This window comes from Micromonospora sp. CNZ296, from assembly GCF_007827635.1.
The window spans coordinates 257,373-282,393 of the sequence record NZ_VISW01000002.1 but is presented as its reverse complement, the minus strand read 5'-3'; the positions used below and the strand labels follow the sequence as shown (position 1 = coordinate 282,393).

At 74.2% G+C, this 25,021-nt stretch carries 22 protein-coding genes; 15 read left to right on the top strand and 7 right to left on the bottom strand.

Annotated elements, in window-relative coordinates; genetic code table 11:
- Positions 1–27: 27 nt before the first annotated feature.
- Genes FB455_RS04160 through pdxR (FB455_RS04140) form a run of 5 tightly spaced genes read right to left on the bottom strand, consistent with a single transcriptional unit; the run spans position 28 to position 6,362 of the window.
- Positions 28–930: a siderophore-interacting protein gene (locus tag FB455_RS04160; RefSeq protein WP_013477209.1), complete on the bottom strand. Its 903-nt coding sequence runs from the start codon at positions 928–930 to the stop codon at positions 28–30.
- A gap of 45 nt (positions 931–975) precedes the next feature.
- On the bottom strand, positions 976–3,078 hold the full coding sequence (locus FB455_RS04155) for an iron ABC transporter permease (RefSeq protein ID WP_145752527.1): 2,103 nt from the start codon (positions 3,076–3,078) through the stop codon (positions 976–978).
- Positions 3,079–3,083: 5 nt separating this feature from the next.
- A complete protein-coding gene (locus FB455_RS04150) occupies positions 3,084–4,073 on the bottom strand; it encodes an iron-siderophore ABC transporter substrate-binding protein (RefSeq protein WP_145752250.1) in 990 nt (329 codons plus the stop codon).
- Between the two features lie 28 nt (positions 4,074–4,101).
- The gene (locus FB455_RS04145) at positions 4,102–4,911 is read right to left on the bottom strand and encodes an ABC transporter ATP-binding protein (RefSeq protein WP_013477212.1); all 810 of its coding nucleotides are present in this window, start codon (positions 4,909–4,911) and stop codon (positions 4,102–4,104) included.
- A 41-nt stretch (positions 4,912–4,952) separates the two neighbouring features.
- Positions 4,953–6,362, bottom strand: coding sequence for a MocR-like pyridoxine biosynthesis transcription factor PdxR (gene pdxR / locus FB455_RS04140; protein ID WP_486481496.1), 1,410 nt, complete (start codon positions 6,360–6,362; stop codon positions 4,953–4,955).
- 398 nt (positions 6,363–6,760) lie between these two features.
- On the opposite strand from pdxR (FB455_RS04140), the gene FB455_RS04135 reads away from it, so the two are divergent.
- From FB455_RS04135 to FB455_RS04070, 14 genes are all read left to right on the top strand, one after another.
- Entirely contained in the window at positions 6,761–8,170 is a 1,410-nt protein-coding gene (locus tag FB455_RS04135; RefSeq protein WP_486481495.1) for an anthranilate synthase component I family protein, read from the top strand.
- Positions 8,167–8,757: an anthranilate synthase component II gene (locus tag FB455_RS04130; RefSeq protein WP_013285753.1), complete on the top strand. Its 591-nt coding sequence runs from the start codon at positions 8,167–8,169 to the stop codon at positions 8,755–8,757. The genes FB455_RS04135 and FB455_RS04130 overlap by 4 nt, the downstream gene beginning before the upstream one ends.
- A 16-nt stretch (positions 8,758–8,773) precedes the next feature.
- The gene (locus FB455_RS04125) at positions 8,774–9,484 is read left to right on the top strand and encodes an SDR family NAD(P)-dependent oxidoreductase (RefSeq protein ID WP_013285752.1); all 711 of its coding nucleotides are present in this window, start codon (positions 8,774–8,776) and stop codon (positions 9,482–9,484) included.
- A 24-nt stretch (positions 9,485–9,508) separates the two neighbouring features.
- Positions 9,509–10,930 carry a phenylacetate--CoA ligase family protein gene (locus FB455_RS04120; protein ID WP_091328705.1) on the top strand — a complete coding sequence of 474 codons (1,422 nt, stop codon included), beginning with the start codon at positions 9,509–9,511 and terminating at the stop codon, positions 10,928–10,930.
- The gene (locus FB455_RS04115) at positions 10,914–11,588 is read left to right on the top strand and encodes a prephenate dehydratase (protein ID WP_225319513.1); all 675 of its coding nucleotides are present in this window, start codon (positions 10,914–10,916) and stop codon (positions 11,586–11,588) included. Before FB455_RS04120 ends, FB455_RS04115 begins: the two co-directional genes overlap by 17 nt.
- 5 nt (positions 11,589–11,593) lie before the next feature.
- Positions 11,594–12,883 carry an amidohydrolase family protein gene (locus FB455_RS04110; RefSeq protein ID WP_236619316.1) on the top strand — a complete coding sequence of 430 codons (1,290 nt, stop codon included), beginning with the start codon at positions 11,594–11,596 and terminating at the stop codon, positions 12,881–12,883.
- 121 nt (positions 12,884–13,004) lie between these two features.
- A complete protein-coding gene (locus FB455_RS04105) occupies positions 13,005–13,790 on the top strand; it encodes a B3/B4 domain-containing protein (RefSeq protein ID WP_071098784.1) in 786 nt (261 codons plus the stop codon).
- The gene (locus FB455_RS04100) at positions 13,787–15,022 is read left to right on the top strand and encodes an ATP-grasp domain-containing protein (protein ID WP_071095555.1); all 1,236 of its coding nucleotides are present in this window, start codon (positions 13,787–13,789) and stop codon (positions 15,020–15,022) included. The genes FB455_RS04105 and FB455_RS04100 overlap by 4 nt, the downstream gene beginning before the upstream one ends.
- Positions 15,013–16,236, top strand: a complete 1,224-nt coding sequence (locus tag FB455_RS04095; RefSeq protein WP_071095558.1) for an MFS transporter — start codon at positions 15,013–15,015, stop codon at positions 16,234–16,236. The genes FB455_RS04100 and FB455_RS04095 overlap by 10 nt, the downstream gene beginning before the upstream one ends.
- Before the next feature lie 29 nt (positions 16,237–16,265).
- On the top strand, positions 16,266–17,570 hold the full coding sequence (locus tag FB455_RS04090) for a TrpB-like pyridoxal phosphate-dependent enzyme (RefSeq protein ID WP_091328707.1): 1,305 nt from the start codon (positions 16,266–16,268) through the stop codon (positions 17,568–17,570).
- Between the two features lie 57 nt (positions 17,571–17,627).
- The gene (locus FB455_RS04085) at positions 17,628–18,332 is read left to right on the top strand and encodes a flavodoxin family protein (protein ID WP_036310210.1); all 705 of its coding nucleotides are present in this window, start codon (positions 17,628–17,630) and stop codon (positions 18,330–18,332) included.
- Complete coding sequence (locus FB455_RS04080) at positions 18,322–18,669, top strand: cupin domain-containing protein (RefSeq protein WP_013477221.1); 348 nt, start codon at positions 18,322–18,324, stop codon at positions 18,667–18,669. Before FB455_RS04085 ends, FB455_RS04080 begins: the two co-directional genes overlap by 11 nt.
- Positions 18,666–19,019 carry a chorismate mutase gene (locus tag FB455_RS04075; protein ID WP_030268797.1) on the top strand — a complete coding sequence of 118 codons (354 nt, stop codon included), beginning with the start codon at positions 18,666–18,668 and terminating at the stop codon, positions 19,017–19,019. The genes FB455_RS04080 and FB455_RS04075 overlap by 4 nt, the downstream gene beginning before the upstream one ends.
- The gene (locus FB455_RS04070; protein WP_071095560.1) at positions 19,016–20,479 is read left to right on the top strand and encodes a UbiD family decarboxylase; all 1,464 of its coding nucleotides are present in this window, start codon (positions 19,016–19,018) and stop codon (positions 20,477–20,479) included. Before FB455_RS04075 ends, FB455_RS04070 begins: the two co-directional genes overlap by 4 nt.
- Here the strand turns inward: FB455_RS04070 and pdxR (FB455_RS04065) are convergent.
- The gene (gene pdxR, locus FB455_RS04065) at positions 20,424–21,932 is read right to left on the bottom strand and encodes a MocR-like pyridoxine biosynthesis transcription factor PdxR (RefSeq protein WP_145752246.1); all 1,509 of its coding nucleotides are present in this window, start codon (positions 21,930–21,932) and stop codon (positions 20,424–20,426) included. The two genes, FB455_RS04070 and pdxR (FB455_RS04065), sit on opposite strands and share 56 nt — an antisense overlap.
- Before the next feature lie 139 nt (positions 21,933–22,071).
- Positions 22,072–23,688, bottom strand: a complete 1,617-nt coding sequence (locus FB455_RS04060; RefSeq protein ID WP_145752244.1) for a cellulose-binding domain-containing protein — start codon at positions 23,686–23,688, stop codon at positions 22,072–22,074.
- Between the two features lie 339 nt (positions 23,689–24,027).
- Between FB455_RS04060 and FB455_RS04055 the strand changes: the two genes are divergently transcribed.
- A complete protein-coding gene (locus tag FB455_RS04055) occupies positions 24,028–24,912 on the top strand; it encodes a hypothetical protein (protein WP_071095564.1) in 885 nt (294 codons plus the stop codon).
- Positions 24,913–25,021 lie beyond the last annotated feature (109 nt).

Here is a 25,021-nt window from a genome sequence, read left to right as displayed (position 1 = left end):
GCCCGCTTCCGTCGGTGGTGGGGACGATCAGTTCTCCGCGCGACCGGCCCGCCAGTAGCCCATGAACGCCACCGCGCGCCGGTCCATGCCCCGCTCGGTGACCAGGTGCCGGCGCAGGCCGCGGATCACCGCCGCCTCCCCGGCCAGCCAGGCGTAGAGCGCCGCGCCGTCGGGCCGCTCCGGCACCTCCCACAGGATGTCCCGGTCCACGTCCACCTCGGCCAGCGGCGCGGCGGCCACCGCGACCGGTACCGGCACCAGCCGCCCGGCCAGGCTCGTCACGGCCGGGGTGAGCCGGCTGCCGTGCGGGGCGCCGTCGCGGGGCAGCCAGGTCACGGTGACGCCGGCCGGAGCCCGGCAGGGCAGCTCGTCACCGGTCTCCGGCACCTCCACCAGCGCGTGCCCGCGCGCCTCGGCGGGCAGCCGCTCCAGGATCGCGCAGATCGCCGGCGCGGCGGTCTCGTCGCCGGCCAGCAACAGCGTCGCGCCGGCCGGCGGCTGGAACTCGACCCCGCCGTGCGGGCCGTCCCACCCGGCGTCCGGGCCGACGACGGCGATCCGGTCGCCGAGACGCGCCCGCCGGGCCCACCGGGTGGCCGGGCCGCCGTCGCCGTGCAGCGCCATGTCCACGTCCACCTCGTACGCCTCCGGCCGGACGGCGCGGACCGTGTACGTGCGGATCGGGCTGCGCAGCGCGTCCGGCAGCTCACGCCACCGCGGGAACCAGTCCGGCCCGTCGGGCAGCTCCCCCGGCGCGCCGTCGACCGGCGGCAGGGCCAGCTTGATCCGCTGGTCGTACCCGTTGTCGGCGAACCGGTCCAGGTCCGGGCCGGTGAGCGTCACCCGCAGGAAGGACGGGCCGAGCCGGCGTAGCGCGCGGACCTCGACGGTGAAGACTCGCCAGGGCGCGACGGCCAGGGTGCTGGTCATGCGTCATTCCTCTCACGGCCGGTGGGGGCTGCGTCGGTGAACGGGCTAACGGGCGGCTGCCGCGGCGCGGGAACGCCACAGCAACCAGACGAAGTACGGGGTGCCGATCATGGCGGTGACCAGACCGGCGGGGACCTGGGCGGGAGCGATGACGCTGCGGCCGAGCGTGTCGGCGAGGCTGACCAGGGTGGCGCCGAGCAGCACCGCGACCGGCAGGACGCGGGTGTGCCGCCCGCCGACGAGCGCCCGGGCCGCGTGCGGCGCGACCAGGCCGACGAAGCCGATCACGCCGACCGCCGACACGGCGGTCGCGGTGAGCAGCGCCGCCAGGCCGAGCGCGACCAGCCGGGCACGTTCCAGCCGGACGCCGAGCACCCGGGGCGTGTCGTCGTCGAGCGCGAGCAGGTCCAGCTCGCGGCGTACGGCGGCGACCACCGGCAGCGCGATCAGCAGCGCGATCGCCACCGGCAGCACCTGCGGCGCGGTACGCCCGTAGGTGGAGCCGGACAGCCAGGTCAGCGCCTTGCCGGTGTTCCACGGGTCGGACGACACCACGATGAACGTGATGATCGCCGTACCGCCCTGCCAGACCGCGAACCCGATCAGCACCAGCCGGTCGGAGTTGAGCCCCCGCCGCCGGGCCAGGCCGTAGACCAGCGCGAACGCGACGACCGCGCCGAGACCGGCGGCGCCGGACAGGGCGAGCACGCCGGCCATCGGCGCGAACGTCAGCAGCGACACCGCGCCGATGCCGGCGCCGCCGGTGATGCCGAGGATGCCCGGTTCGGCGAGCGGGTTGCGGCACACCGCCTGCACGGTGGTGCCGGCCAGGGCCAGCGCGGCGCCGGCCAGCAGCGCCGCGGCGACCCGCGGCCAGCGGGCGTCCAGCACGAATGTGTACGCCGGTCCGGTGCGGCCCTGCACCCAGTTGACGATGTCCCCGAGCAGCACCCACGTGTCGCCGGCGAGCATGCCGAGCACCAGCGCGGCGGTGACGACGACCGCGCAGACCGCGACGACGGTGGCGACGAAGCCGCGGGAGCGGACTGCGGCGTGGCCGCCCGGCGCCTGCCGGGTCGGTCCGGCGTCGCGGTGGCGGCGGGCCAGCCAGACCAGCAGCACCGCGCCGAAGAGCGTGGTCACCACGCCGGTCGGCACGTCGACTCCGGCCTGCCCGCCGAGCACGGCGCGCAGCAGCACGTCGGAGCCGAGCACGATGACCACGCCGACGATGCCGGACAGCGGCATCAGGATGCGGTGCCGGTGCACCTCGGACACCCACCGGCCGAGCAGCCGGACGATCACCGGCGCGCCGAGGCCGACGAAGCCGATGGGGCCGGCCAGGGTGACCGCCGCGGCGGAGAGCAGCACGGCCAGCAGCACGACAGTCAGCCGGGTACGGCGCACGTTGAGCCCGAGCACGGTGGCGGTGTCGTCGCCGAGGGCCAGCAGGTCCAGCCGGTGCCCGAGGGCCACGAGCACCAGCGCGGCGACCCCGATCACGGGGGCGAGCTGGGTGAACGCGACCAGGTCGCCCTGCACGAGCGAGCCGTTGCCCCAGGCGAACAGGCCGATGGTGGCCTGCTCGAACAGCAGCATGAGCAGCATGGTCAGCGAGGAGAGCGCCATCGCGGTGGCCGAGCCGGCGAGGATGAGCCGGGTGGTGGCGGCCTGACCGCCGGCCGAGAGCAGCATGACCAGCGAGGCGGCGGCGAGGCCGCCGCAGAACGCCAGCCCGCCCGCGGGCAGCGCGGGCAGCGCGATCCCGAACGCGGCGGTGGAGACGATCGCCAGGTGGGCGCCCGCGTTGACGGCGAGCGTGTCCGGCGAGGCGAGCGGGTTGCGGGTGGTCGACTGCAACGCCGCGCCGGCGAAGCCGAGCGCGACGCCGACGGCCAGGCCGGTGAGCAGCCGGGGCAGACGGGAGGCGACGAGCACCCGGGCGGTCTCGTCGTCGCCGCCGGTGAGCAGCCGGAGCAGGTCCAGCGCTCCCACCGAGGAGGTGCCCTGGGTGAGGTGCACCGCGGTGATCGCGACGAGCAGCGCGGCGGCGAGGGCGAACGCGCCGGCCACCCGGCTGCGCCGGGCGGGCGGCGGCCCGACCGGGGCCGGCCGGGTGGCCGGCCCCGGCGGGGCGGGGGCGGTCATCGCGCTCAAGCCGTGTAGACCTTGACCAGCTCGTCGATGTACTGCTTGGCGGACAGCGTGCCGCCGAAGGTCCAGATGCCGTTGGGCATCTTGTGCAGCTTGTTCTGCTGGACGAACGGCAGGGAACGCCAGATCGCGTTGCCGGCGAGGCCGTCGGCGAACACGTCGGTGCCGTCCGAGGCGTTGTAGAAGAAGTGCACGTCCTGGCCCTTGAGGACGGTCATGCCCTCGACGTCGGTCTGGCCCAGGCCCCACATCTCGTCGGTCTTGCCGGTCCAGGCGTTCTTGAGGCCGAGCTGGATGCCGAGCTGGGAGACGAGCGCGCCCTGGCCGAACATCCGGATCGAGACGGTGCTGCCCTCCTTCCAGCCGTCGGCGATGGCGAACTGCTTACCGGCCGCCCCGGCGTCGGCGATCTTCTTCTTGCCGTCGGCGATCGCCGCGTCGAAGTCGGCGAGCAGCTTGTCCGCCTGCGCGGTACGGCCGGTCGCGGTGGCGATCATCCTCAGGTCCGCGCGCATCCGGCCGATGTTGTCGGAGGCGTCGCTGCCCTTGGTGACCAGCACCGGGACGTACTTCTCCAGCTGGGTGACCACGGCGGAGCCGCGCTCGGCCTCCATCACCACGAGGTCCGGCTGGAGGGCGACGATGGAGTCGACGCTCGGCTCACCCCGGGTGCCGACGTCCTTGACGCTCGCGTCGAGCGGGGCGGCGGTCACCCAGGTGGCGTACCCCTTCGGGTCAGCCACGCCGACCGGCATCACGCCGAGGCCGACGAGCATCTCCACCTCGCCCCACTCCAGGCCGACGACCTTGGTGGCGGGGCTCTTGAGGGTGATGGTCTTGCCCCGGCTGTCGGTGACGGTGACCGGGCCGGTGGACGCGGCGTCGGAGGGGGACGGTGCGGCGGCGGGCTCCTCGGTGGTGCCGCAGCCGGCGATCAGCAGCGCGCTCGCCGCGGCGGCGGCGAGCAGGGTCAGACGGGTACGCAGCATCGGTTTCTCTTCTGTGTGCAGGAGTCGGTCAGGCGGAGACGCGGGTCGTGTGCCGGCCGACGGGACGAGTGGAGAGCAGGTTGGTGACCGGGTCGACGCTCACCTCGACGCGGATGCCGTACGCCTCGGTGAGCGCCTCCTCGGTGAACACCTCGTGCGGCGTGCCGGCGCCGCGGACCCGGCCTTCGTGCAGGAGCACCACCTGGTCGGCGACGGCGGCGGCCTGGTTGAGGTCGTGCAGCACCACACCGACGGCGACGCCGGCGGTGTCGGCGAGTTCGCGCATCAGGTCGAGGATCTCCACCTGGTAGCGCAGGTCCAGGAACGTGGTCGGCTCGTCCAGCAGCAGGATCGCGGTGTCCTGGGCCAGGCACGTGGCCAGCCAGACCCGTTGCAGCTCGCCGCCGGACAGCTCGTCGACCGGCCGGCCGGCCATGCCGTCCACGCCCGTCACCCGCATGGCCCGGTCGATCGCGGCCGGTCCGTCGAGGTCGTTCGCGCGCCACCGCTGCCGGTACGGGTGCCGGCCGTACCCGACCACGTCCCGCACCGTCACCCCGCTGGGGGTGGGGCGGCTCTGCGCGAGCAGCGTGACCCGGCGGGCGAAGTCCCGGGCGGACAGCGTCCGGGCCGGCGTGCCGTCGGCCAGCACGATCTCGCCGTGTTCCAGCGGGTGCAGGCGGGCCAGCCCGCGCAGCAGCGTCGACTTGCCGCTGCCGTTGGGGCCGACCAACGCGGTCACCGCCGCGGGCCGCAGCGTGATGGCGGCGTCGTGCACCACCGTCGTGCCGTGGTAGCCCAGCCGCAGGTCGCTGCCGCTCAAGCCGTCGGCTCGCACCGTTCTGCTCGTCACGGAGGTTAGGCTAACCTAATCAACGATCACGCTGTCAAGCCGGTCCTTCGGTCGGAATCGGCGACCCGCCGCGCATTGACACCGGTCGCGTGACGGGCGGTCACGTCGCGGTAGGCAGCGGCGACCCCGGCCAGCCCCCGGCCCAGCTCGGCGCCGCGCACCCCGGCGTACCCGATGACCAGCGCCGGTGGCCGGCCGTCGGCGCGCAGGGCGTAGAACCGGCCGCCGCGAACCAGCACGGACCGGCGCCGCGCGGCGGCCACCATGGACTCCTCAGCACACCAGCGGGGCAGCACCAGGTACGTCTGGAGGCCGCCACTGGCGTCGAGCGGCGCCACGCCGGGCAGGTGGCGCGCGACGTGCTGGCGTACCGCCTGGCCGCGGCGCTGGAACTCGGCGCGCAGCCGGCGCAGGTGCCGGTCGAACGCGCCGGTGTCCACGAGCCGCGCGAAGGCGAGCTGGTCCAGCCCGGAGCAGCCGATGTCCCAGCCGGCCCGGACCCGCTCGATCGAGGCGGCCAGCCCGGTCGGCGCGGCCAGCCAGCCGAGCCGCAGCGCCGGGGCGAGGACCTTGCTGGCGCTGCCCGCGTAGACCACGCGGTCCGGCGCGACGCTCTGCAACGCGGGCATCCGCTGCGCCGGTGGCACGAACGCGGCGTCGAAGTCGTCCTCGACGACGTACCCGTCCACCGCCCGCGCCCAGTCGAGCAGTTGCTCCCGGCGCCGCCGGCTCAGCGGAGCGCCGGTGGGGAACTGGCTGGCCGGGGTGGTGAGCACGGCGCGTACGCCGGTGGCGGCCAGCTCGTCGACGCGGATGCCCTCCCGGTCCACCGGCACGCTCACCGGCCGCAGCCCGGCGTCGGCGATGAACGCCCACTCCCCCGGGTGCCCGGGATCCTCGACGCCGATCGCCTCGTGTCCCTGGTCGCGCAGCACCCGGCAGAGCAGCGCCAGCCCCTGGGCGAAGCCGGACGTGATCATCAGGTGCTCGGGGCGGACGCGGACGCCCCGGACCCGGCCGAGGTAGCCGGCGAGCGTGCGGCGGACCGGCGGCAGACCGGACGGCGGGGCGTAGCCCAGTTCCCGCGGCCCGGCCGAGCGGAGCACCGCGCCGACACAGCGGATCCAGTCCTGGCGCGGGAACGTGGACACGTCGGTGCCGCCGGCGCGCAGGTCCCACACCTCCGGCGCGGGCGCCTCGTCGGCGGTGAGCGCGGAGGTGACACCGGCGCGCGCGGAGTCCGCCACCGAGGTGCCGGAGCCGCGCTGCGACGTCAGGTAGCCCTCGGCGCAGAGCTGTTCGTACGCCTCGACGACCACGGTCCGGGACACGCCGAGGTCAGTCGCGAGCTGCCGGGTCGACGGGACGCGCGTCCCGGGGCGCAGCGTGCCGTCGGTGATCCGGCCGCGCAGAGCGTTGCGGAGCTGCGCCGACAACGTTTCGCGCGCGTCGCCGTCAATTGACAGATTCAGATGCCACACCGATTGGTCCTCTCCCCGGTCACCGAAGTGGTATGGACAGCGGGAACCGCACTTGGTGAAAGTGTTTCCCGGGACCGCAACCCATTCCCGGCCGAACCCGGGGGGTGCCGCGCGTCCTTTTCAACGGGGGAAGTCCGATCTGTCACCGAACGTGGCCCAGCCGGTCCGCGTGGGGGCATCCGGGCTGCTCAAAGGGGGGTTCCACAGTGTCCTCATTGTCGACTGCGGTGGGTGCGGAAACCACAGACCACCGTTCGGAGACGCCGGGAGGCACGACGCCGGCCGACCGCATTCCGATTTCCGTGACCTCAATCACACTGCCGTCCATCAATCCGCTCGCGTTGTACACCGCATTGACACAAAGCCATGCCGCGCACGACGCGTACCTCTTCGAAAGCCTGGACGGGCCGGCCGCCGACCGGCAGGCCGCGGCGGTGGGCTGGGGCCGCCTCGCCGAGCTGCGGTTCCTGGCCGACAGGTGCGAGCTGACCGCCGCCGGGCCGCTGGGCGACGCGCTGCGCGCGGTGGTCACCGCCGTCCTCGGCGCGCCGGCCCGGCAGCGCGACACCACGTCCGCCTGGCACGTGCCCGGCCCGGCGCAGCTCTGGTCGGTGGTCCGCGCCGTGCAGCGGGCCTTCACCGTCGAGACGCCCGTGCCGGCCGGCCGGTTCGCCTTCGGTTTCCTCACCACCCTGGCCTACGAGGCCGCCCGCGACATGGACGAGCTGACCCTGGACCGGGCCGACGACGACCTCCCCCGGTGCGCGCTGACACTGTTCCGGCACACCGTCTGGTGGGACCTTCGCGCCGGGACGGCGCACCAGCTGCACGCCACCGGCCCGCACCTGCCGCAGCAGCCGGCGCCGCCGGTGACGCGGCTGCTCACCGGCGTGCCCGCCGACCAGCCGCCGCCACCCGCGCCCACGCCGGAACGGGTGCGCGACACAGTCGACGAGGAGACGTTCGCCGAGCGGGTGCGGCGGTGCCTGCGGCACATCCGGGTCGGCGACAGCTACCAGGTGCAGATCGGCCACCGCATCGAGGTGGAGACCACCCTCACCCCGCTGGACGTCTACCGGCGCCTGCGGCACCGCAGCCCGTCGCCGTACATGTACCTGGCGCCCTGGGCCGGGCGCACGGTGATCGGCGCCAGCCCGGAGCTGTTCCTGCGCCTGGACGGCGACCGGCTGTCGATGCGCCCGATCGCCGGCACCGCCGCCCGCTCGGCCGACCCGCTGACCGACCGCCGCCGGGTGGCCGAGCTGCGGGCCAGCGAGAAGGAGCGCGCCGAGCACGTCATGCTCGTCGACCTGTGCCGCAACGACATCGGCCGGGTCTGCGAGCCGGGCACGCTGTCGGTGGACGCGATGCTCGACGTCGAGCCGTTCGCGTACGTGCACCACCTGGTCTCCACCGTGTCCGGCCGCCTCGACGACGGCGCGGACGTGTGGGCGGCGGTCCGCGCCGCGTTCCCGGCCGGCACCATGACCGGCGCGCCGAAGCTGCGGTCGATGGAGATCATCGACGGGCTGGAGGCGGAGCCCCGGGGCATCTACGCGGGCGCGATCGGCCTGGTCGACGTCCGCGGGTTCGCGGTGCTCGCGCTCTGCATCCGCACCGTCGTGCACGACGGGCACCGCTACCACACCCAGGCGTCCGCCGGGGTGGTCGCCGATTCCACACCGGCCGCCGAGTGGCGGGAGACGCTGGCCAAGATGAGCGCCGCCTACTGGGCCCTGACCGGCGAGGAGCTGCTGCCGTGAAGGTCCTGCTCGTCGACGCGTACGACAGCTTCACCCACATCATCGACCAGTACCTGCGCACGCTCGGCGCGCGGACGGTGGTGGTCCGGTCCCGCGCGCGCAGCCCCCGGCACCTCGCCGCGCTGCGCCCCGACGCGGTGGTGCTCGGCCCCGGGCCCGGCCACCCCGGCGACTCCGGCCACGTCGAGCTGGTCCACGCGTTCGCCGGCCGGGTGCCGCTGCTCGGCGTCTGCCTCGGCCACCAGGCGATCGGCCTGGCGTACGGCGGCACGATCGCTGTGGCCCGGCACCTGATGCACGGCAAGACCAGCGAGGTCACGCACGACGGCCGCGGGGTGTACGCCGGGGCGCCGGCGCCGCTGACGGTCACCCGCTACCACTCGCTCATCGTCGCCGACCCGGTGCCGCCCCCGCTGGAGGTGACCGCCCGCTCCGGCGACGACGGCTACGTGATGGGCCTGCGCCACCGCACGCTCGCCGTCGAGGGGGTGCAGTTCCATCCGGAGAGCGTGACCACACAGGACGGGCTGCGGTTGTTCGACAACTTCCTGCGCGGCGTACCGGCGGCGCTGCCGGTCGCCGGCTGAGCGGCGGAGACGGATCATGTCCGGGTCCGTACCCCCGCTCGCCGTGGTCACCGGCGGGGCCGGCGGCATCGGCCGGGCAGTCACCGCGGCACTCACCCGCGCCGGTCACCGGGTGCTCAGCGTCGACCGCGAGCCGGCCGCCGACCCGTCCGCGTACGCGGCGCTCGTCGCCGACCTGGCCGTGCCGGATCAGGCGCAGCGGCTGCTGGACGACGTGCACGAGCGGCACGGCCTGCCCGCCGTGCTGGTGAACAACGCCGGCGTCTACCCGGCCCGGGACTTCCTCGACTACGACCCGCGCACGTACGCCGAGGTGCTGGACACGAACCTCGGCGCGACGTTCTTCGGCACGCTCGCGTACGCCCGGGCGCTGGTGGCCGCCGGACGTCCGGGCACCGTGGTCAACGTCGCCTCGATCAGTGGCCGGATCGGCAGCCCGGACGCCGCGTACGGCGCCTCGAAGGGCGCTGTCGTCGCGCTCACCCGCAGCCTCGGCCGGGCGCTCGCCGCGCACCGCATCCGGGTCAACGCGGTCGCCCCCGGGCTGGTCGAGACGCCGATGGCCGCCCGGATCCCGGCGGCCCGCCGGGACGACTACCGGGCCCGTATCCCGGCCGGCCGCTTCGGCGCCCCGGACGAGATCGCCGCCGCCGTCGCCTGGCTGGCCGGCCCGGACAGCAGCTACGTCACCGCCTCCGTGCTGGACGTCGACGGCGGCCTGCACTGACGCACACCGAGAGGACCCCGATCCATGTGGCTTCCCACCACCGGCCCGGCGGCCGGTTTCGCCGCCGACTACCTGCGTCTGCACCGCGCGTTCTACGACCGCACGCTCACCGCCGAGCAGCTCGGTGACTGGCGGGACCGGCAGCTGCGCCGGGTGCTCGACCAGGTCGGCACCGGCTCGCCGTTCTACGCCCGGCACCTCGCCGGGATCGACCTGTCCACGATCACCCCGGCCACGCTCGACCGGCTGCCCTTCACCACGAAGGCGCACCTGCGCGAGGAGATGCTCGACGTGCTCAGCCGCCCGCTGGCCGAGGCCGTCTTCTTCTACGAGACCACCGGCACCACCGGGCCCGCCACGCCCTGCCCCCGCGACGGCCGCGAGGTGGTGGCCAGCAACGCCCACGTCACCGAGTCCTGGGCGTCGATCTTCCGCCACCACTTCGGCGACCACGCGCCCCGCGTGGGGCTGATGGGCCCGACCGAGGTGCACTCGTTCGGCGACACGCTCGGCGACGTGGCCCGCAACACCGGCGCGATGAACGCGAAGATCTGGCCGTACTCGCCGGTGATCGGGTTCGCCAAGGCCCTCCAGCTGATGCGGGACCTGGAACTTGAGGTGATCTGCTGCACGCCGGGCGTGGCGCTGATGCTGGCCAAGGCCGCCGAGCACCACGGCTACCGGCTGCGCGAGGACTTCGCGGTCGAGCTGCTGTTCGTCACCGGCGAGATGTGCACGCCGGCGCTGGCGCACAACCTGGAGTCGGTCTGGGGCGCTGACGTCTACAACATCCTGTACGGCTCGCAGGAGGCGTTCGTGATCGCCACCGCCTGCCGCAACAAGCGGATGCACCTGTCCCAGACCAACTACCTGATCGAGGTGGTCGACCCGGAGACGGGCGCGTCGCACGGCCCGCGCGGCACCGGCGAGCTCACGGTGACCATGCTCGTCGACGGCGTGAAGCCGTTGATCCGCTACCGCACCGGCGACGCGGTGGTGGTCGGCGCGTCGGACTGCGACTGCGAGATGCCCGGCGACCTGGTGCAGATCGTCGGGCGCACGCTCGACCGCATCGACCTGGGCGGGCAACGCCGTACCGCCGGGCAGATCGAGAGCGCGGTGCTCACCGGCGTCACCGGCTCGGCCGGCTACCAGGTGGTGATCGACCACGACCCGGCCGGCGGCGACCGGCTCACCGTCCGGCTGGAGCTGCTCAAGGACCTGGTGGACGACCCGGCCGCGGTGGCCGACGGGGTGCGCCGGCGTGCCGCCGCCGCGCTCGGCGTGCCGGTGGAGGTCGAGCTGAGCGACGGGCTGGACCCGATCGTCAGCACCGGGGCGTTCGTGAGCTGGAAGGCCGCGCGGATCGTGGACCGGCGGGTCGCCGACGACCACGAGACCCGGGTGGCCCGGCGGATGGCGGGCAGGCGTGGCTACGACACCTGACACCGCAGCCGCCGCGCCGGTGCCCGCGCTGCCCGGCCTGCTCGCCGGGGCGTACGGGCGGCGGTGGCGGACGGTGGTGGACCGGTGGGCGGATCACCCCGGCACGGCGGTGGCCACGCTCGGGCCGGCCGGCACGTCCAGCCACCTGACCGCCGCGTTCCTGGCCGAGCGGCACGCGCTGCGCATCGAGCTGTGCGACACGTTCGACGAGGTGCTCGGCGCGCTCGTGGAACGCCGCGTCGACCAGGCGCTGGTGCCCAGCGCGTACCAGGGCGCCACCCGCTTCCACTGGCACCGCGACCTGCGCCTGGACGCCTACTTCGCGCAGGCCACCCCGGAGTACGGCATCGCGGCGCGGGAACGGGACGCGCACCCGGGCGACGGCGAGGTCACTGTGGCCGCGCTCTGGGAGGTCCGGCGGATCTTCGCCGACCTGGCCCCGCCCGCGCTGCGCGACCGTCCGATGCGGTGGCTGGACGCCGAGTCCACCCAGCACGCCGCCGAGCTGCTCGCCGCCGGGGCCGCCGACCTCGCGGTGACGAACGCCCCGGGGGTACGCCGGCACGCGCTGCGCTGGGTGGTCCGCCGCCCCGGCGCGGAGATCGTCTGGCTGCTCTTCGGCCACCGCCGACCGCACCTTCGAGGAGAACCGGAGTGACAGCCGTGTCCCGACGAACCTTGCTGCACCGCGCCACCGTCCAGGAAGGGCTGGGGGTGGCGTCCCGGCCGCACCACAGCGTGCTGCTCGACGGGGAGCGGATCGTCGCGGTGCTGCCCGAGGCGCAGGCCCCGCTGCACGACCCGGACGTCGACGTGCTGGACCTGGACGGGCGGACCGTGATGCCGGGCATGACGCTCGGCCACACCCACATCGCCTACCTGAACGTGCTCGACGGCCGGGAGACGCTGTTCAAGCACTCGATCCCGGAGGTGACGCTGGGCGCGGCGGCGAACGCGGCGGCCATGCTCCGGCTGGGCTACACCGCGTTCGTCGGCGCCGGCTCGGTGGCCGGCATCGACATGGCGCTGCGCCGGGCGATCGACGCCGGGCGGCTGCCCGGCCCGCGGATCACGCCGTGCAGCCGGGACCTGATGGTCTCCGGGCCGCCGCAGCGGCGCAACCCGGCGGTCAAGCAGCGCATCCCCACCGACCTGATGCGGCTGGCCGACACACCGGAGGAACTGGTCGAGTACGTCGACACCGAGGTCGCCCAGGGCGCGGAGATCATCAAGGTGTTCTCCACCGGCGACGACACGTTCCCCAACGGCCGCTCGCACGAGCTGCTGTTCACCGCCGAGGAACTGGTGATCGCGGCCCGCGCCGCACACGAGCGGGGGGTACGGATCCGGGCGCACTCACGCGGGCTGGGCGGCATCCGCAACGCCATCGCCGCCGGGGTGGACGTGATCGACCACGCCACGTACGCCGACGACGCGGCGCTGGAGGCGATCGCCGAACGCGGCATCTTCGTGGTGCCGAGCCTGCACCAGCCGCACCGGCTGCTCACCACCGGCACCGCGCACGGCAAGACCCCGGAGTACCTGGAGACGCTGGAGTTCCAGGCCGAGGTGGAGAACACGCTGCGGATCCTGCCGCTGATGGTGGAGATGGGCATCCCGATCGTGGCCGGTGACGACTTCGGGTTCGCCTGGACCCCGCACGGCCGGTACGCCGAGGAGCTCGAGACGTACGTGAGCATGGCCGGCATCCCCGCACCGACGGTGCTGACCTGGGCCACCGCCAACGGCGCGCGGCTGGCCGGGCGCGGCGGCGAGGCCGGGACGGTGCAGCCGGGCCGGCTGGCCGACCTGGTGGTCACCGACGGCGACCCGGCGCGGGACATCACGGTGCTGGGGCGGCCCGAGGCGATCGAGATGGTGCTGCTGGGCGGGCGGGTGGTCGCCGGGGACGCCGCCGCCTACCGGGACCGCCGGCCGGCCGGGGTCGCCTGATGCGGCCGGCCGCGCGGGCCCGGATTGGCCTCACCGGATCGGCGGGGATTGGCCACAACCGGTGGCGGCGCCGCTTCGTACGGTCGGGGCGACCGTGTGAACCGAACCGACGGGGATGACGATGACCCAGCTCAGCGACGGCGCCGACCGGCTGTCCGTCCGCATCGACGACCGGGTGACGGCGAGCGTGCCGGACTACGTCCTCGGCCTGCTCGCCGTGCCGGCGATCGAGGTCGGGCCGGCCCACCCGGCCGTGGCGGAGCGACTGACCGCCGCCGAGAACGCGCTGCACCGGGCCGGCCTGGACAAGGCCGGGGTGTCCGAGCTGCCGGGCATCGCCGGGTGGCGGGCGGCGTACCGGGCGGTGGCGGTGAACCCGAACCGGTTCCCGTGCGCCGCCGAGTCGATCGCCCGCCGGGTGGCCCGGGGCGACCGGCTGCCCCGGATCAACGCGCTCGTGGACCTCTGCAACGCCGTCTCGCTGGACTCGGCGCTGCCGGTGGCCTCCTGCGCGGTGGACGGCATCGGCGCGCTCGCCGTCCGGCCGGCCGACGGCACGGAGGCGTACCTGCCGCTCGGCGCGCCCGATGCGCCGGAGCGGCCCGAACCGGGCGAGGTCGTCTACGCCGACGACCACGGGCGGGCCCACTCCCGGCGCTGGAACTGGCGCCAGGGCCACCTGGTCCGCACCGACCTGGGCCGGCGGCGGCTGCTGCTCACAGTCGAGGCGGCCCATCCGGGCGGCCGGGCGGAGGTGGAGGCGGCGCTGGACCGCCTCGACGCCGTGCTCGGCGAGCTGACCGCCGCGCCCCGCCACCGGGCGGTGCTGGACCGGGAGACCCGGGACGCCGCGTTCCCCGTCGAGGCCCCGCTCAGCCCCGCCGGCACCCCGGGGGTCCGCTCGTGAACCGCGCGATCCTGATCGTCTACCGGCCCGCGGCCGGCCGCTACGCCGCCCAGTTCCGCAGCGTCGTCGCCGCCGCCACCGACCTCGGCGTGGACAGCGTGGTGCTGCTGCCCACCGGCGGGCCGGCGCCGGAGACCGCCGGGCTGCCCTGCCACCGGGCCGACCTGGACGACCCGGAGGCGGTCCGGGCGGCGGTCGCGGCGATCGTCGCCGACCGTCCGATCGAGCGGATCTTCCCGCTGTTCGAGGGCGACGTGCTGACCGCCGCGCGGTGCCGGCGCGACCACGGCATCCCCGGCCTGGACCCGGAGCAGGCGCTCGCCTTCCGGGACAAGAACGTGATGCACCGCCGGGCCGTCGAGCTGGGCGTGCCGGTGGCCCGCTCCTGCCGCCCGGACACCATCGGCGCGGTCGCCGAGTTCGCCGCCGAGGTGGGCTGGCCGGTGGTGGTCAAGCCGTACGCCGGCTGGGCCTGCGGCGACACCCACCGGGTGGACTCGGCCGACGACCTGGCCCGGGTGTGGCCGCTCGTGGCCGACGCGCGCCACGACTACCGGGTCGAGGAGTACGTCCGCGGCGCGGAGTACCACGTCGACTCGCTGCTGCGCGACGGCGAGGTGGTCTTCGAGCAGCTCTCCCGCTACACGTACTCGGTGCTGGAGTTCCGCGACGAGCCGGGCGGCACGATCTCCCGCAAGCACGACCTGACCCCCGCCGAGCAGCGCATCCTGACCGCCAGCGCGGAGCTCCTGCGCGGCTTCGGCATGCGTACCGGGGTCGCGCACGTGGAGTTCTTCCTGCGCGACGACGGCGAGGTGGTCTTCGGCGAGGCGGCGGCCCGGGCCGGCGGCGGATCGATCGTCCCGGCCATCGAGGCCGGGCGCGGCATCAACCTCGCGGGCGAGTGGTGCCGGCTGGAACTGGACCCCGGGCACCGGCCCGCCGCCGCGCTGGGCGCGGAGACCGGCACCGAGTACCTCTGCTCCGACCGGTACGGCCGGATCACCGCGATCACCACCGCCGACGAGCTGCGGGCGCTGGACTCGGTCCTCGACGCCGACGTGTGGAAGGGCGTCGGCGACGTGCTCGCGCCGCCGACCGCCTCGAACGACGTGCTCGGCTGGTACGTCTGCGAGGGCCGGGACTTCGACGACGTGCGGGCCCGGTTCAAGACCATCCGGGACGCCTTCCAGGTGCGTACCGAACCGGCCGGGGAGGCGTCATGTGGCTGAGCCGGTTCCGGGCGCTGCCCCGTCCGCTGCGGATGCTGGTGCTCGCCTCCTTCATCAACCGCGCGGGCATGTTCGTCTTCCCGCTGCTCGCGGTATACCTGGTGCGCAGCCGAGGGTTGAGCACCGGCGAGGCGGGTGTGCTGATCTCGGTCGGCAGCACCGGCCTGCTCGCCGGGAGCCTGCTCAGCGGCCCGGTCTGCGCACGCGCCGGCCGGCGGGCCGCGCTGGTGTCCAGCCTGCTGCTCAACGCGGCCGGCTACCTCGGGCTGGCGGTGCTGGACGGCCCGCCGTGGACGTACGCGGCGCTGCTGTTCGTCGCGCTCGTCGGCATGGGCATGTTCGCGCCCGCCGCCAACACGCTGATCGCCGACCTCGCCGAGCCGGAGCAGCGGCCGTTCGCGTACACCGTCAGCTACATCGCCAACAACCTCGGCATGGGCGTCGGGCCGCTGCTGGGCGGCCTGGCCGCGGCGTACTCGTACGGCCTGATGTTCGCCGGGAACATCCTGCTCGGGCTGCTCGCGGCGCTCACCATCCGGCTCAGCGTGCCCGCCGACACCGGCCGCAACGCGGCCGGGACACCGGCGAAGACCGGGCTGCGCCGGGCGGCGCTGCGGCGCGACCTGGACGTCGCGGTGCTGGTGGTGCTCTCGTTCTGCTACGTGGCGCCGCTGATCGGGCTGGAGTACACGCTGCCGCTGGCGGTCACCGGGGTGCTGAACTCGTCGGTGGCGGTGGTCGGCGCGGTCTACACCATCAACAGCATCGTCGTGGTGGGCGCCGGCATGCTGATCGAGAAACGGATCAAGGCGTACCCGACCCGCACACTGCTCGTCGTCGCCGGCCTGCTCTGGTCGGCCGGGATGGCGGTGCTGGTGTTCGCGTTCTCACTGCCCGCGGTGCTCCTGTCCACAGTCGTCTGGACCCTCGGCGAGATCATCGCCTCGGTGGTGGTGCCCACCTACATCGCCGACCACGTCGAGCCGCGCCGGGTCAGCGCCTTCATGGCGCTCAACGGTTTCGTGCTCAGCTCCGCCCGGCTGGTGGTGCCGATGGGGCTGGGCTTCGTCTGGCAGGCGCACGGGCACCAGCCCGTGCTGCTCCTGCTGCTGCTGACCCCGCTGGCCGGCGTCGTCGCGTTCGCAGCGCTGCGGATCCGACCCGAGGCCCGGCCGGTGCCGGAGCCCGCCGCGCCGGCCCCCGCCCGTCCCTGACCCGCCCGACCCCTCACCGGAAGAGGCCCATGACCGCCACGAAGTTCGTCCTGCCCGAGAGTGACATCCCGACGACCTGGTACAACGTGGTTCCCGACCTGCCCAAGGGGCTGCCGCCGATGCTGCACCCCGGCACCCGGGAACCGATCACCCCGGCCGACCTGGCGCCGCTGTTCGCCTCCGAGCTGATCGCGCAGGAGTTCTCCACCGAACGGGACGTGGACATCCCCGGCCCGGTGCTCGACATCTACCGGCAGTGGCGGCCCAGCCCGCTGCTCCGGGCCCGCCGGCTGGAACGCGACCTGGACACCCCGGCGCGGATCTACTTCAAGTACGAGGGGGTCAGCCCGGCCGGCAGTCACAAGCCGAACACCGCCGTCCCGCAGGCGTACTACAGCAAGCTCGACGGGGTGCGGCGGCTGACCACCGAGACCGGCGCCGGCCAGTGGGGCAGCTCGCTGTCGATGGCGTGCGCCTACTTCGACCTCGAGTGCGAGGTCTTCATGGTGCGGGTCAGCTACGACCAGAAGCCGTACCGGCGCGGCCTGATGGAGACGTTCGGCGCCTCGGTCACCGCCAGCCCCAGCGACCGTACCGAGGCCGGGCGAGCGGTGCTCGCCACCGACCCGGACTCCCCCGGCAGCCTCGGCCTGGCCATCTCCGAGGCGGTGGAGGCCGCGCTGCACAGCGGCGGCGCCGCCCGGTACGCGCTCGGCTCGGTGCTCAACCTAGTGCTGATGCACCAGACGATCATCGGGCAGGAGGCGCTGGCGCAGATGGGGCTGGCCGGCGACTACCCCGACGTGGTGGTCGGCGCGGCCGGCGGCGGCTCCAACTTCGCGGGCCTGGCCCTGCCGTTCCTGCGCCGCCAGCTCGACGGCGGTCCGGCCGTCCGGTTCCTGGCCGCCGAGCCGGCGTCCTGCCCGTCGCTGACCCGGGGCAGCTACGACTACGACTTCGGCGACACCGCCGGGCTCACCCCGCTGGCAAAGATGCACACGCTCGGCCACGACTTCCGGCCGCCCGCGATCCACGCCGGCGGGCTGCGCTACCACGGCATGGCGCCGATCGTGAGCGCGCTGAGCGAGGTGGACCTGATCGAGGCGCGGGCGGTGCCGCAGACCGCCTGCTTCGAGGCGGGCGTGCGGTTCGCCCGCAGCGAGGGGATCGTGCCGGCGCCGGAGTCCAGCCACGCGGTGCGGGTCGCCGTGGACGAGGCGCTGCGCTGCCGGGAGACCGGCGAGGAGAAGGCGATCCTGTTCTCCCTGTCCGGGCACGGCCACTTCGACATGCAGGCGTACATCGACTATTTCGCCGGAAAGCTGACGGACTGACACCGGCCGGGACGCGGCGCGGTGCGGCGCCGCGTCCCGGCCGACGAGCCCTCGGGGGTGCGATTGCCCAGCGAAGCAGCCACCATCCTGGCCATCAACGGTTCCGAACGGGCGGGCGGCAACACCGACCTCGCGGTCGCGCACGCCGGACGCCTGATCGCCGAGCGCGGGGCCGTCCTGCGCACCATCCGGCTGCGCGAGCACCGGATCTCGCCGTGCAGCCCGTGCGGCGACTGCAACAGCCGTACGCTGCCGTGCACCGTGGACGACGACGTCCCCGCCCTGGTGGAGCAGATGGTCCGCGCCGACGGGCTGATCTACGCCGCGCCGGTGCACGGGTTCGGCCTGGCCCACCTGATGCAGATCTTCATCGAGCGGGCCGGGGTCGGCTATCTGCGCTTCACCCGCCCGCTGGCCGACAAGGTCGGCGGCATCATCGTCACCGGACGCCGCTACAGCGACTCGTCGGTGCACAACCAGATCGTCAACAACCTGCTGCTCAACCGCATGATCCTGGTGGGCAGCGGCTTCCCGGTCCTGCTGCGCAACACCACCGGCACGCCCGGCCTGACCGACCCCGAGGGTGTCGACGCGCTGGAGCGCATGGTGCACCGCATGGTCGACATGGTGCAGCTGCTCAAACGCCACCAGCGGGTCACCGGCGGCCCGGTCCTGCCCTCGCGGGACCGCAACGAACGCGTGCCGCGGCCCCGCCGCGCCGAATCCGTACCGACCAGAGGAGACAGCGAGAATGTCCACTGAGCAGGCGACCGTTCCGGTCGGCATCGACTTCCCCGCCACCGAGTGGGAGAAGTGGGACAAGCCCGGCGCCGAGGGCCGGGTCAAGATCGCGTACGTCGGGGGGCAGCGGCTGCGCCTGCTGGAGCTGCCCGCCGGGTTCGACGAGCACCACTGGTGCCTGCGCGGGCACACCGGCTACGTGCTGCGGGGCGAGTTCACCATCCACTTCCGGGACCGCTCGGTGCCCTGCCGCCCCGGCATGGGCTTCGTCATCCCGGACGACGAGGAGCACCGCTCCCAGGGCAGCGCGGACGAGCCCACTGTCGTGTTCGTGGTCGACCGGGTCGACCAGCCGTGAGCGACGTCCCCGCCGGGACGGACGGCGCGGCCCGCATCACCGAGCTGCGGGCCGCCGTGGACCGGCTCGACCAGCGGATCGTCGAGCTGCTGGCGGTCCGTACCCGGGTGGTCCGGGAGCTGACCGCGCACAAGTCCGACGAGGCGGCCGTGCGGTCGCCGGACCGGGTCCGGCAGGTGCTCGACCGCGTCGCCGAGCTGGCCGGCCGGCACGGCATGCCGCCGGAGGTCGCGGTGGCCACGTACCGCACGCTGATCGAGGAGCTGACCCGGATGCAGCTGGACATGCTGGCGGACCGCCGTGCCGCCGGGACGGCTCCGGCCGCCCCGGCGGCGCCGGAGCGGCGATGACCGGCGGCCGGGCACCCGTCGACCTGCGGCACGCGCTCGCCACGCTCGACCCGCTGCCCGGCGAGCTGGTCCGGGTCGCCGAGGAGCTGCCCGCCCGCTACGGCGTCTCCGCGCACTACGCCCGGTGGGCCGGCGCGCCCGCCGCGCCGCCCACCGGCCCCGGCCCCGCGGTGCTGTTCGACCGGGTACGCCCCGCGCACGGCCCCACCCGGGCCGTGCTGATGGGCCTCTACGGCACCCGGCGCCGCGCCGCCGGGCTGCTCGGTGTCACCCCGGCCGAGCTGCCGCACCGGCTGCTCGACGCGGTGGCCGCGCCCCGGCCGCCGGTGCCCGCCACCGACCCGGCGCGCTGGCCCCGCCATCGGCTGCCGCTGGATCTCACCGCGCTGCCGGTGCCGGTGCTCACCGACGAGGACGCCGGCCCATACCTGACGCTCGGGGCGGTGCTCGCCACCGATCCGGACACCGGGGTACGCAACCTGTCCGTGCACCGGATGTGTGTCCAGGGTCCGGACACGCTGACCATCTGGATGGTCCCCGGCCGCGACCTGGAACTGGCCCACCAGGCCGCGTTGCGCCGGGGCGCGGCGCTGCCGGTGGCGATCCACCTCGGACTCGGCCCGGCGGTCCTGCTGTCGTCCTGCTGCCCCACCTCGCTGGTGCCGCCGGACCTGGACGAGCTGGCGGTGGCCGGGGCGCTCGCCGGCCGGCCGGTCGAGCTGCTGCCCTGCACCACTGTGGACGCCGAGTTCGTCGCGCACGCCGAGTACGTCATCGAGGGCGAACTGCTGGCCGAGCACGCGCCGGAGAGCCGGCACGGCTCGGTCGCCACCCCGGAGTTCCTCGGCTACCAGGGCCGCGCGCACCCGTCGCTGCCGCTGATCCGGGTCACCGCGATCACCGCTCGGGAGAGCCCGATCCTCCAGGCCGTGTCCGGGCCCGGGCACGAGCAGTCGGTGCTGCTCGGCTTCGGGATGGAGGCCGCGGTGCTGGACCTGCTGCGCCGCCGGGGCACACCGGCGCTGGCCGCGCACTGCCACACAGCCGGCGGCGGCCAGCTCATGGTGGTGCTCCAGTGGCCGGCCAAGCGCGGCCCGGCCGACGACGACGCGGTACGGGACGCGGCGGAGGCGGTGCTGGACGGCTTCCGGATGGCCAAGCTGGTGCTCTGCGTGGACGAGGACGTCGACATGGAGTCCGACCAGGACCTGTGGTGGGCCATGGTGACGCGGTTCCAGGCGGACCAGGATCTGCGTGTACTGGCCGACCGGGAGGGCTTCCCGCTCGACCCGAGCCAGCACACCGGCTACTCCCGGTCGCTGTCCGCCGACGGGCGCACCGCGAAGGCGGTGTTCGACTGCACGGTGCCGTACGCCCAGCGGGACCGGTTCCGCCGGCCTCGGTTCACCGAGCCGTCGCTTCCCGTGCCGCGCAGGCCAGCAGCGCCACTCCCTCGCTGATCCGGGCGGTGGGCAGCGCCGCGTACCCGATCAGGAACGTCGGCTCCGACGGCGGGTGGGTGACGAAGTAGCCGGAGGCGGGATAGACCCGCACCCCGCGCGCGGCGGCGGCGCGCACGATCGCCGCCTCGCCGGCGCCGGGCGTGCCACCGAGCGTGACGAGGACGTGCAGCCCGGCGGCGGCGCCGGAGACGCGCACCCCGGCGCCGAAGTGCTCGTAGAGCGCCTCCAGCAGCCGGGCCCGGCGCTGCCGGTAGAGGCGGTCCATCCGGGCGATGTGCCGGGCGTACGCGCCGGAGTCGATGAACTCGGCGAGCGCCTCCTGGGTCAGCGTCGGGGTCAGCCGGTCGGTGATCCACTTGATGCCGAGGAACGGCCGGACCAGGTGCGGGGGCAGCACCGCGTAGCCGATGCGCAGCGACGGGAACAGCGTCTTGCTGAAGCTGCCGACGTAGGCCACGTCGGCGCCCTGCGGGTCGGCGGCGAGCGACGGCAGCCGTTCGGCGGCGAACGTGAACTCGTTGTGGTAGTCGTCCTCCAGCACCGTGACGGCGTGCTCGCGTGCCCAGCGCAGCAGCGCCCGCCGTCGCCGCTCGGACATGACGAACCCGGTCGGGAACTGGTGCGACGGTGTGACGTAGACCAGGCGGACCCGAGCCGGGTCCAGGCCGTGGCCGCGTACCCGGTCCTCGATCTCGCCGACCCGCAACCCTTCCTCGTCGACCGGCACGGGCACCACGGCGGCCCGGGAGTAGCCGAAGATCTGCCGCAGCACCGTGTGGCTGGGGTCCTCGATCACCACCACGTCGTCGGGGCCGACGAGCAGCCGGACCAGGATGTCCATGGCCTGGGTGGCACCGCTGGTGACGATGGTGTGCTCGCGGGCGACGTCGAGCGCCCGGCTGCGCCGCAGCAGCGCGGCGATCTGCGCGCGCAGCGCCGGTGAGCCCTCCGCCGGGCCGTAGCCCAGCGCCACCGCGTCGGCCCGGCTCACCGCCGTGGCGAGCGACTGCCGCCAGCGCGCCACCGGGAAGCTCGCCAGCGCCGGGGTGCCGTGCCGGAAGTCGTACGCACCGTCCGGCCGGTGCATGGGTGCCGGCTCCCACGGCCGCCACAGCGGGCTGCCGGCGTCGGTGGGCAGCGGCGGTTCGGGGCGCAGCGGGGCGCGGGCCGGCGGGTCGCGGTGCGGCAGGTCGGGCAGGGCGTCGCTGACCCGGGTGCCGGAGCCGCGCCGGGAGGTGAGGACGCCGTTGGCGCGCAGCAGCTCGTACGCGCGGGTGACCACGGTGCGGGAGACGCCCAGTTGGTGGGCCAGTTCCCGGCTGGGCGGCACCGGGTCGCCGGGGCGCAGCCGGCCGGCGCGGACGGATCCGCTGATCTGGTCGCAGAGCTGCTGCTGCAACGGCACCGGGCTGTCCCGGTCGAGCACCACGAGCAGCTGCGACGACCCCACCCGCGACGCTCCCCCACCTAGCCGCCCCTTCCCCCGATCCTAGTCCCACCCCACCCCCACATCCGGTCGATCATGAAGTTGACGGCGTTCTCGATCTCCGATCCGGCCGCCAACCTCATGATCAACCGAGAGGAGAGGGTCAGAGGGAGACGGGGCGGCCGCCGAGGGTCACCGTGAGGCGGCCGTCGCCGGTGAAGGACCAGGCGAGGGTGCCGGAGTACGTGGAGCAGCGGGAGCCGTTGCTGCCGGACCAGAACTGGTTCGAGCCGTCCACGTTGCCGATTGTCTTGTCGTTGGAGCCGCTGCCGGCGAAGCGGCAGGACGTGTTGCTCCGGAACACCGAGGTGCCGGCGTCGAACGAGAAGTTGCGTTCGGTGTTGTCGATGCTCAGGTTGTTCGAGATCGTCATGGTGCCCGGGTTCCGGTTGTACGTGAACCCGTGCTTGCCGTTGCGGTACGCGATGGTGCGCCGGACGGTGTGGTTGACGGCGATGTCCTCGCCGCCGAGCTTGAAGCCGTTGCGGTCGCCGTTGCCGTTCTGCGTGCCGTTGCTCAGCGTGCCGTTGCTGTAGGCGAGCGAGTCCTCGATGGTCACCGTGCCGATCGCGCCGGTGTCGGACTTGGTGTAGAGGTCCCATCCGTCGTCGATGTTGTGGTGCGACACCGCGTACCGGAAGACGTTGCCGCCGCCGACGGTGAGCTTGGCCGCGAAGCCGTCGGCGTCCTCGCCGTCGGAGTCGGCGTTGTCGTGCGACTCCACGCTGACCATGAGGTTGTTGGCCGGCCACTGGTCGCGGGGCGTGCTGGAGGCGATCCGGGACAGTTGCAGTCCGGTGTCGCGGTTGAAGCGGGTCACCGTACGCTCGATGATGTTGTTGCTGCCGCCGACGAAGATGCCGTTGTCACCGGCCCGCTCCACCACGATCCCGCGCACGTGCCAGTACGAGGCGTTCAGCGCGAGCCCTCGGTTGGCCGGGTCCTCGCTCATCGCGGAGAAGTTCAGGATCGGCGTCTCACCCGGGTAGGCGTACAGGTTCTTGCGGGCGCCCGACGTGCCGTTGTTGCCGGCGGCGACGGTGACCGTCTGGGACAGGTTGTAGGTGCCGCCGCGCAGGTAGATCGTGCCGCCCGCGCCGACGCGGGTGATCGCCGCGGCGATCGTGGTGGGGCTGGCCTGGGTGCCGGCCGCCCCGGCGGTGCCGTTCGGCGCGGCGTAGATCGCGCCGCCGGTCGGCGGCGGCGTGCTCGGGGGCGGCGTGCTGGGGGGTGGCGTGCTCGGGGGCGGGCTGCTCGGCGGGGCGCTGGTCGGCGGCGTGCCGGTGGTGGGGATGACGCCGCCGGTGCAGGTGACACCGTTGACGGCGAACGAGGTCGGGACCGGGTTGCTGCTGTTGTTCCAGGTGCCGTTGAAGCCGAACGACGTGCTCGCGTTGGTGCCCAGGCTGCCGTTGTAGCTGACGTTGGCGGCCCGCACCGAGGCGCCGCTGGCGGTGATCTCGGCGCCCCAGGCCTGGGCGACGGTCTGACCGGCGGCGAACGTCCAGGTGACGGCCCATCCGTTGAGCGGGTCGCCGAGGTTCGTCAGGTTGACGTTGGCGGTGAAGCCGCCGCCCCACTGCGCGGTGACGGCGTAGTCGACGCGGCAGCCGGCGGCCGCCTGCGCGGCGGTCGCGCCGACGGCCAGGCCGGACGCGGCGAGCGCGGCCGTCGCCGCGGCGGACGTCCACAACACCGTACGGCGGTGTCGGTTGATCATGCTGGTCTCCTGCGGGTGGTGGTGCCGTGCCCGCGCCGGCACCGATGCCCTGTCGGTGTCGGGGGCGGGCCTTGATACCCGGACGTCCCACGAACGCTCACGTCTCCCGCGCAGTAAGCGCTTTCAGCGCAGCCTAACGACGGACGTCGATGCGGTCAAACCTCGGTACGCACTGAACGATCTCGACGCGCCGTCCGTATCCACTGCCGACCGGAACATCGGCCGGAACCGCGATGCCGGAGCGGGCACGAGCACGATTCCTCCAGTCGTCACTTCGCACCGTGGAGACGGGGCGGCACCCGCCGCACCGGCCCTCCCGGTCAACCAGAGGAGAGGTGCATGGCCAGGGGTACGCGCAAGACCGCGGTCCTGAAGCTCGGCGGGGTGGGCACCCTCGCGGCGCTGTTGTTCGCCGGCGGACTGCAACTGGCGTCGGCGGGCGAGAACAACCGCCCGGCCACCACAGCCGCCGCGCAGACCGTGAACTGCCCGACCGTACGCGACAAGTTGCCCGCCGTCCCCGCTGCGGCGTCGGCCCAGGTGGAACGGGAACTGGCCAACCTGGACCAGGAGATCGCCCGGCAGAACGAGCGGCTGGCCCGGCAGGCGGTACGCCCCGAGGGCGGACCGGCGTTCATCGACAACGCCATCCTCGGCCCGCTGCGCAGCAAGCGCGTCGCCGTGCTCGACCGCATCGAGATCGCCTTCAACCGGATCGGCGCGCAGCGACCTAACCTGGACGCGCTGGCGGCCTGCTCGCTCAACGCCCCGGGCGTGCCGAGCGCCGTCAACGGCGGCGCCGGCCAGAACGGTGCCGGCCAGAACGGCAACGGCAACGCCGGCGGGCAGAACGGCAACGGTCAGACCGGCAACGGCAACGCCGGGGGTCAGAACGGCAACGCGGGCGGCCAGAACGGTAACGCCGGCGGCGCGGCGCGGACCGTCAACTGCCCCCGCGTCGTGCTCCCCGCCGTCCCGGCGGCGGCCGCGGGCCAGGTGCAGGCCGAACTGGCCACGCTGGACAAGCAGATCGCCGAGGCCGACGCCCGCCTGGCCCGGCTCGCGGTACGCCCCGAGGGCGGACCGGCGTTCATCGACAACGCCATCCTCGGCCCGCTGCGCAGCAAGCGCGTCGCGGCGCTCGACCGCATCGAGATCGCCTTCAACCGGATCGGCGCGCAGCGGCCGAACCTGGACGGGTTCGCCACCTGCGGCCTGAACTGACAGGGACCGGTCGCGGGGGGGGGGGGGGGGGGCCCCCCCGCCCCCCCCCCCCGCCGCCCCGCCCCCCCCCCCCCCCCCCGGGGGCGGCCCCCCCCCCCCGCGCCCCCCC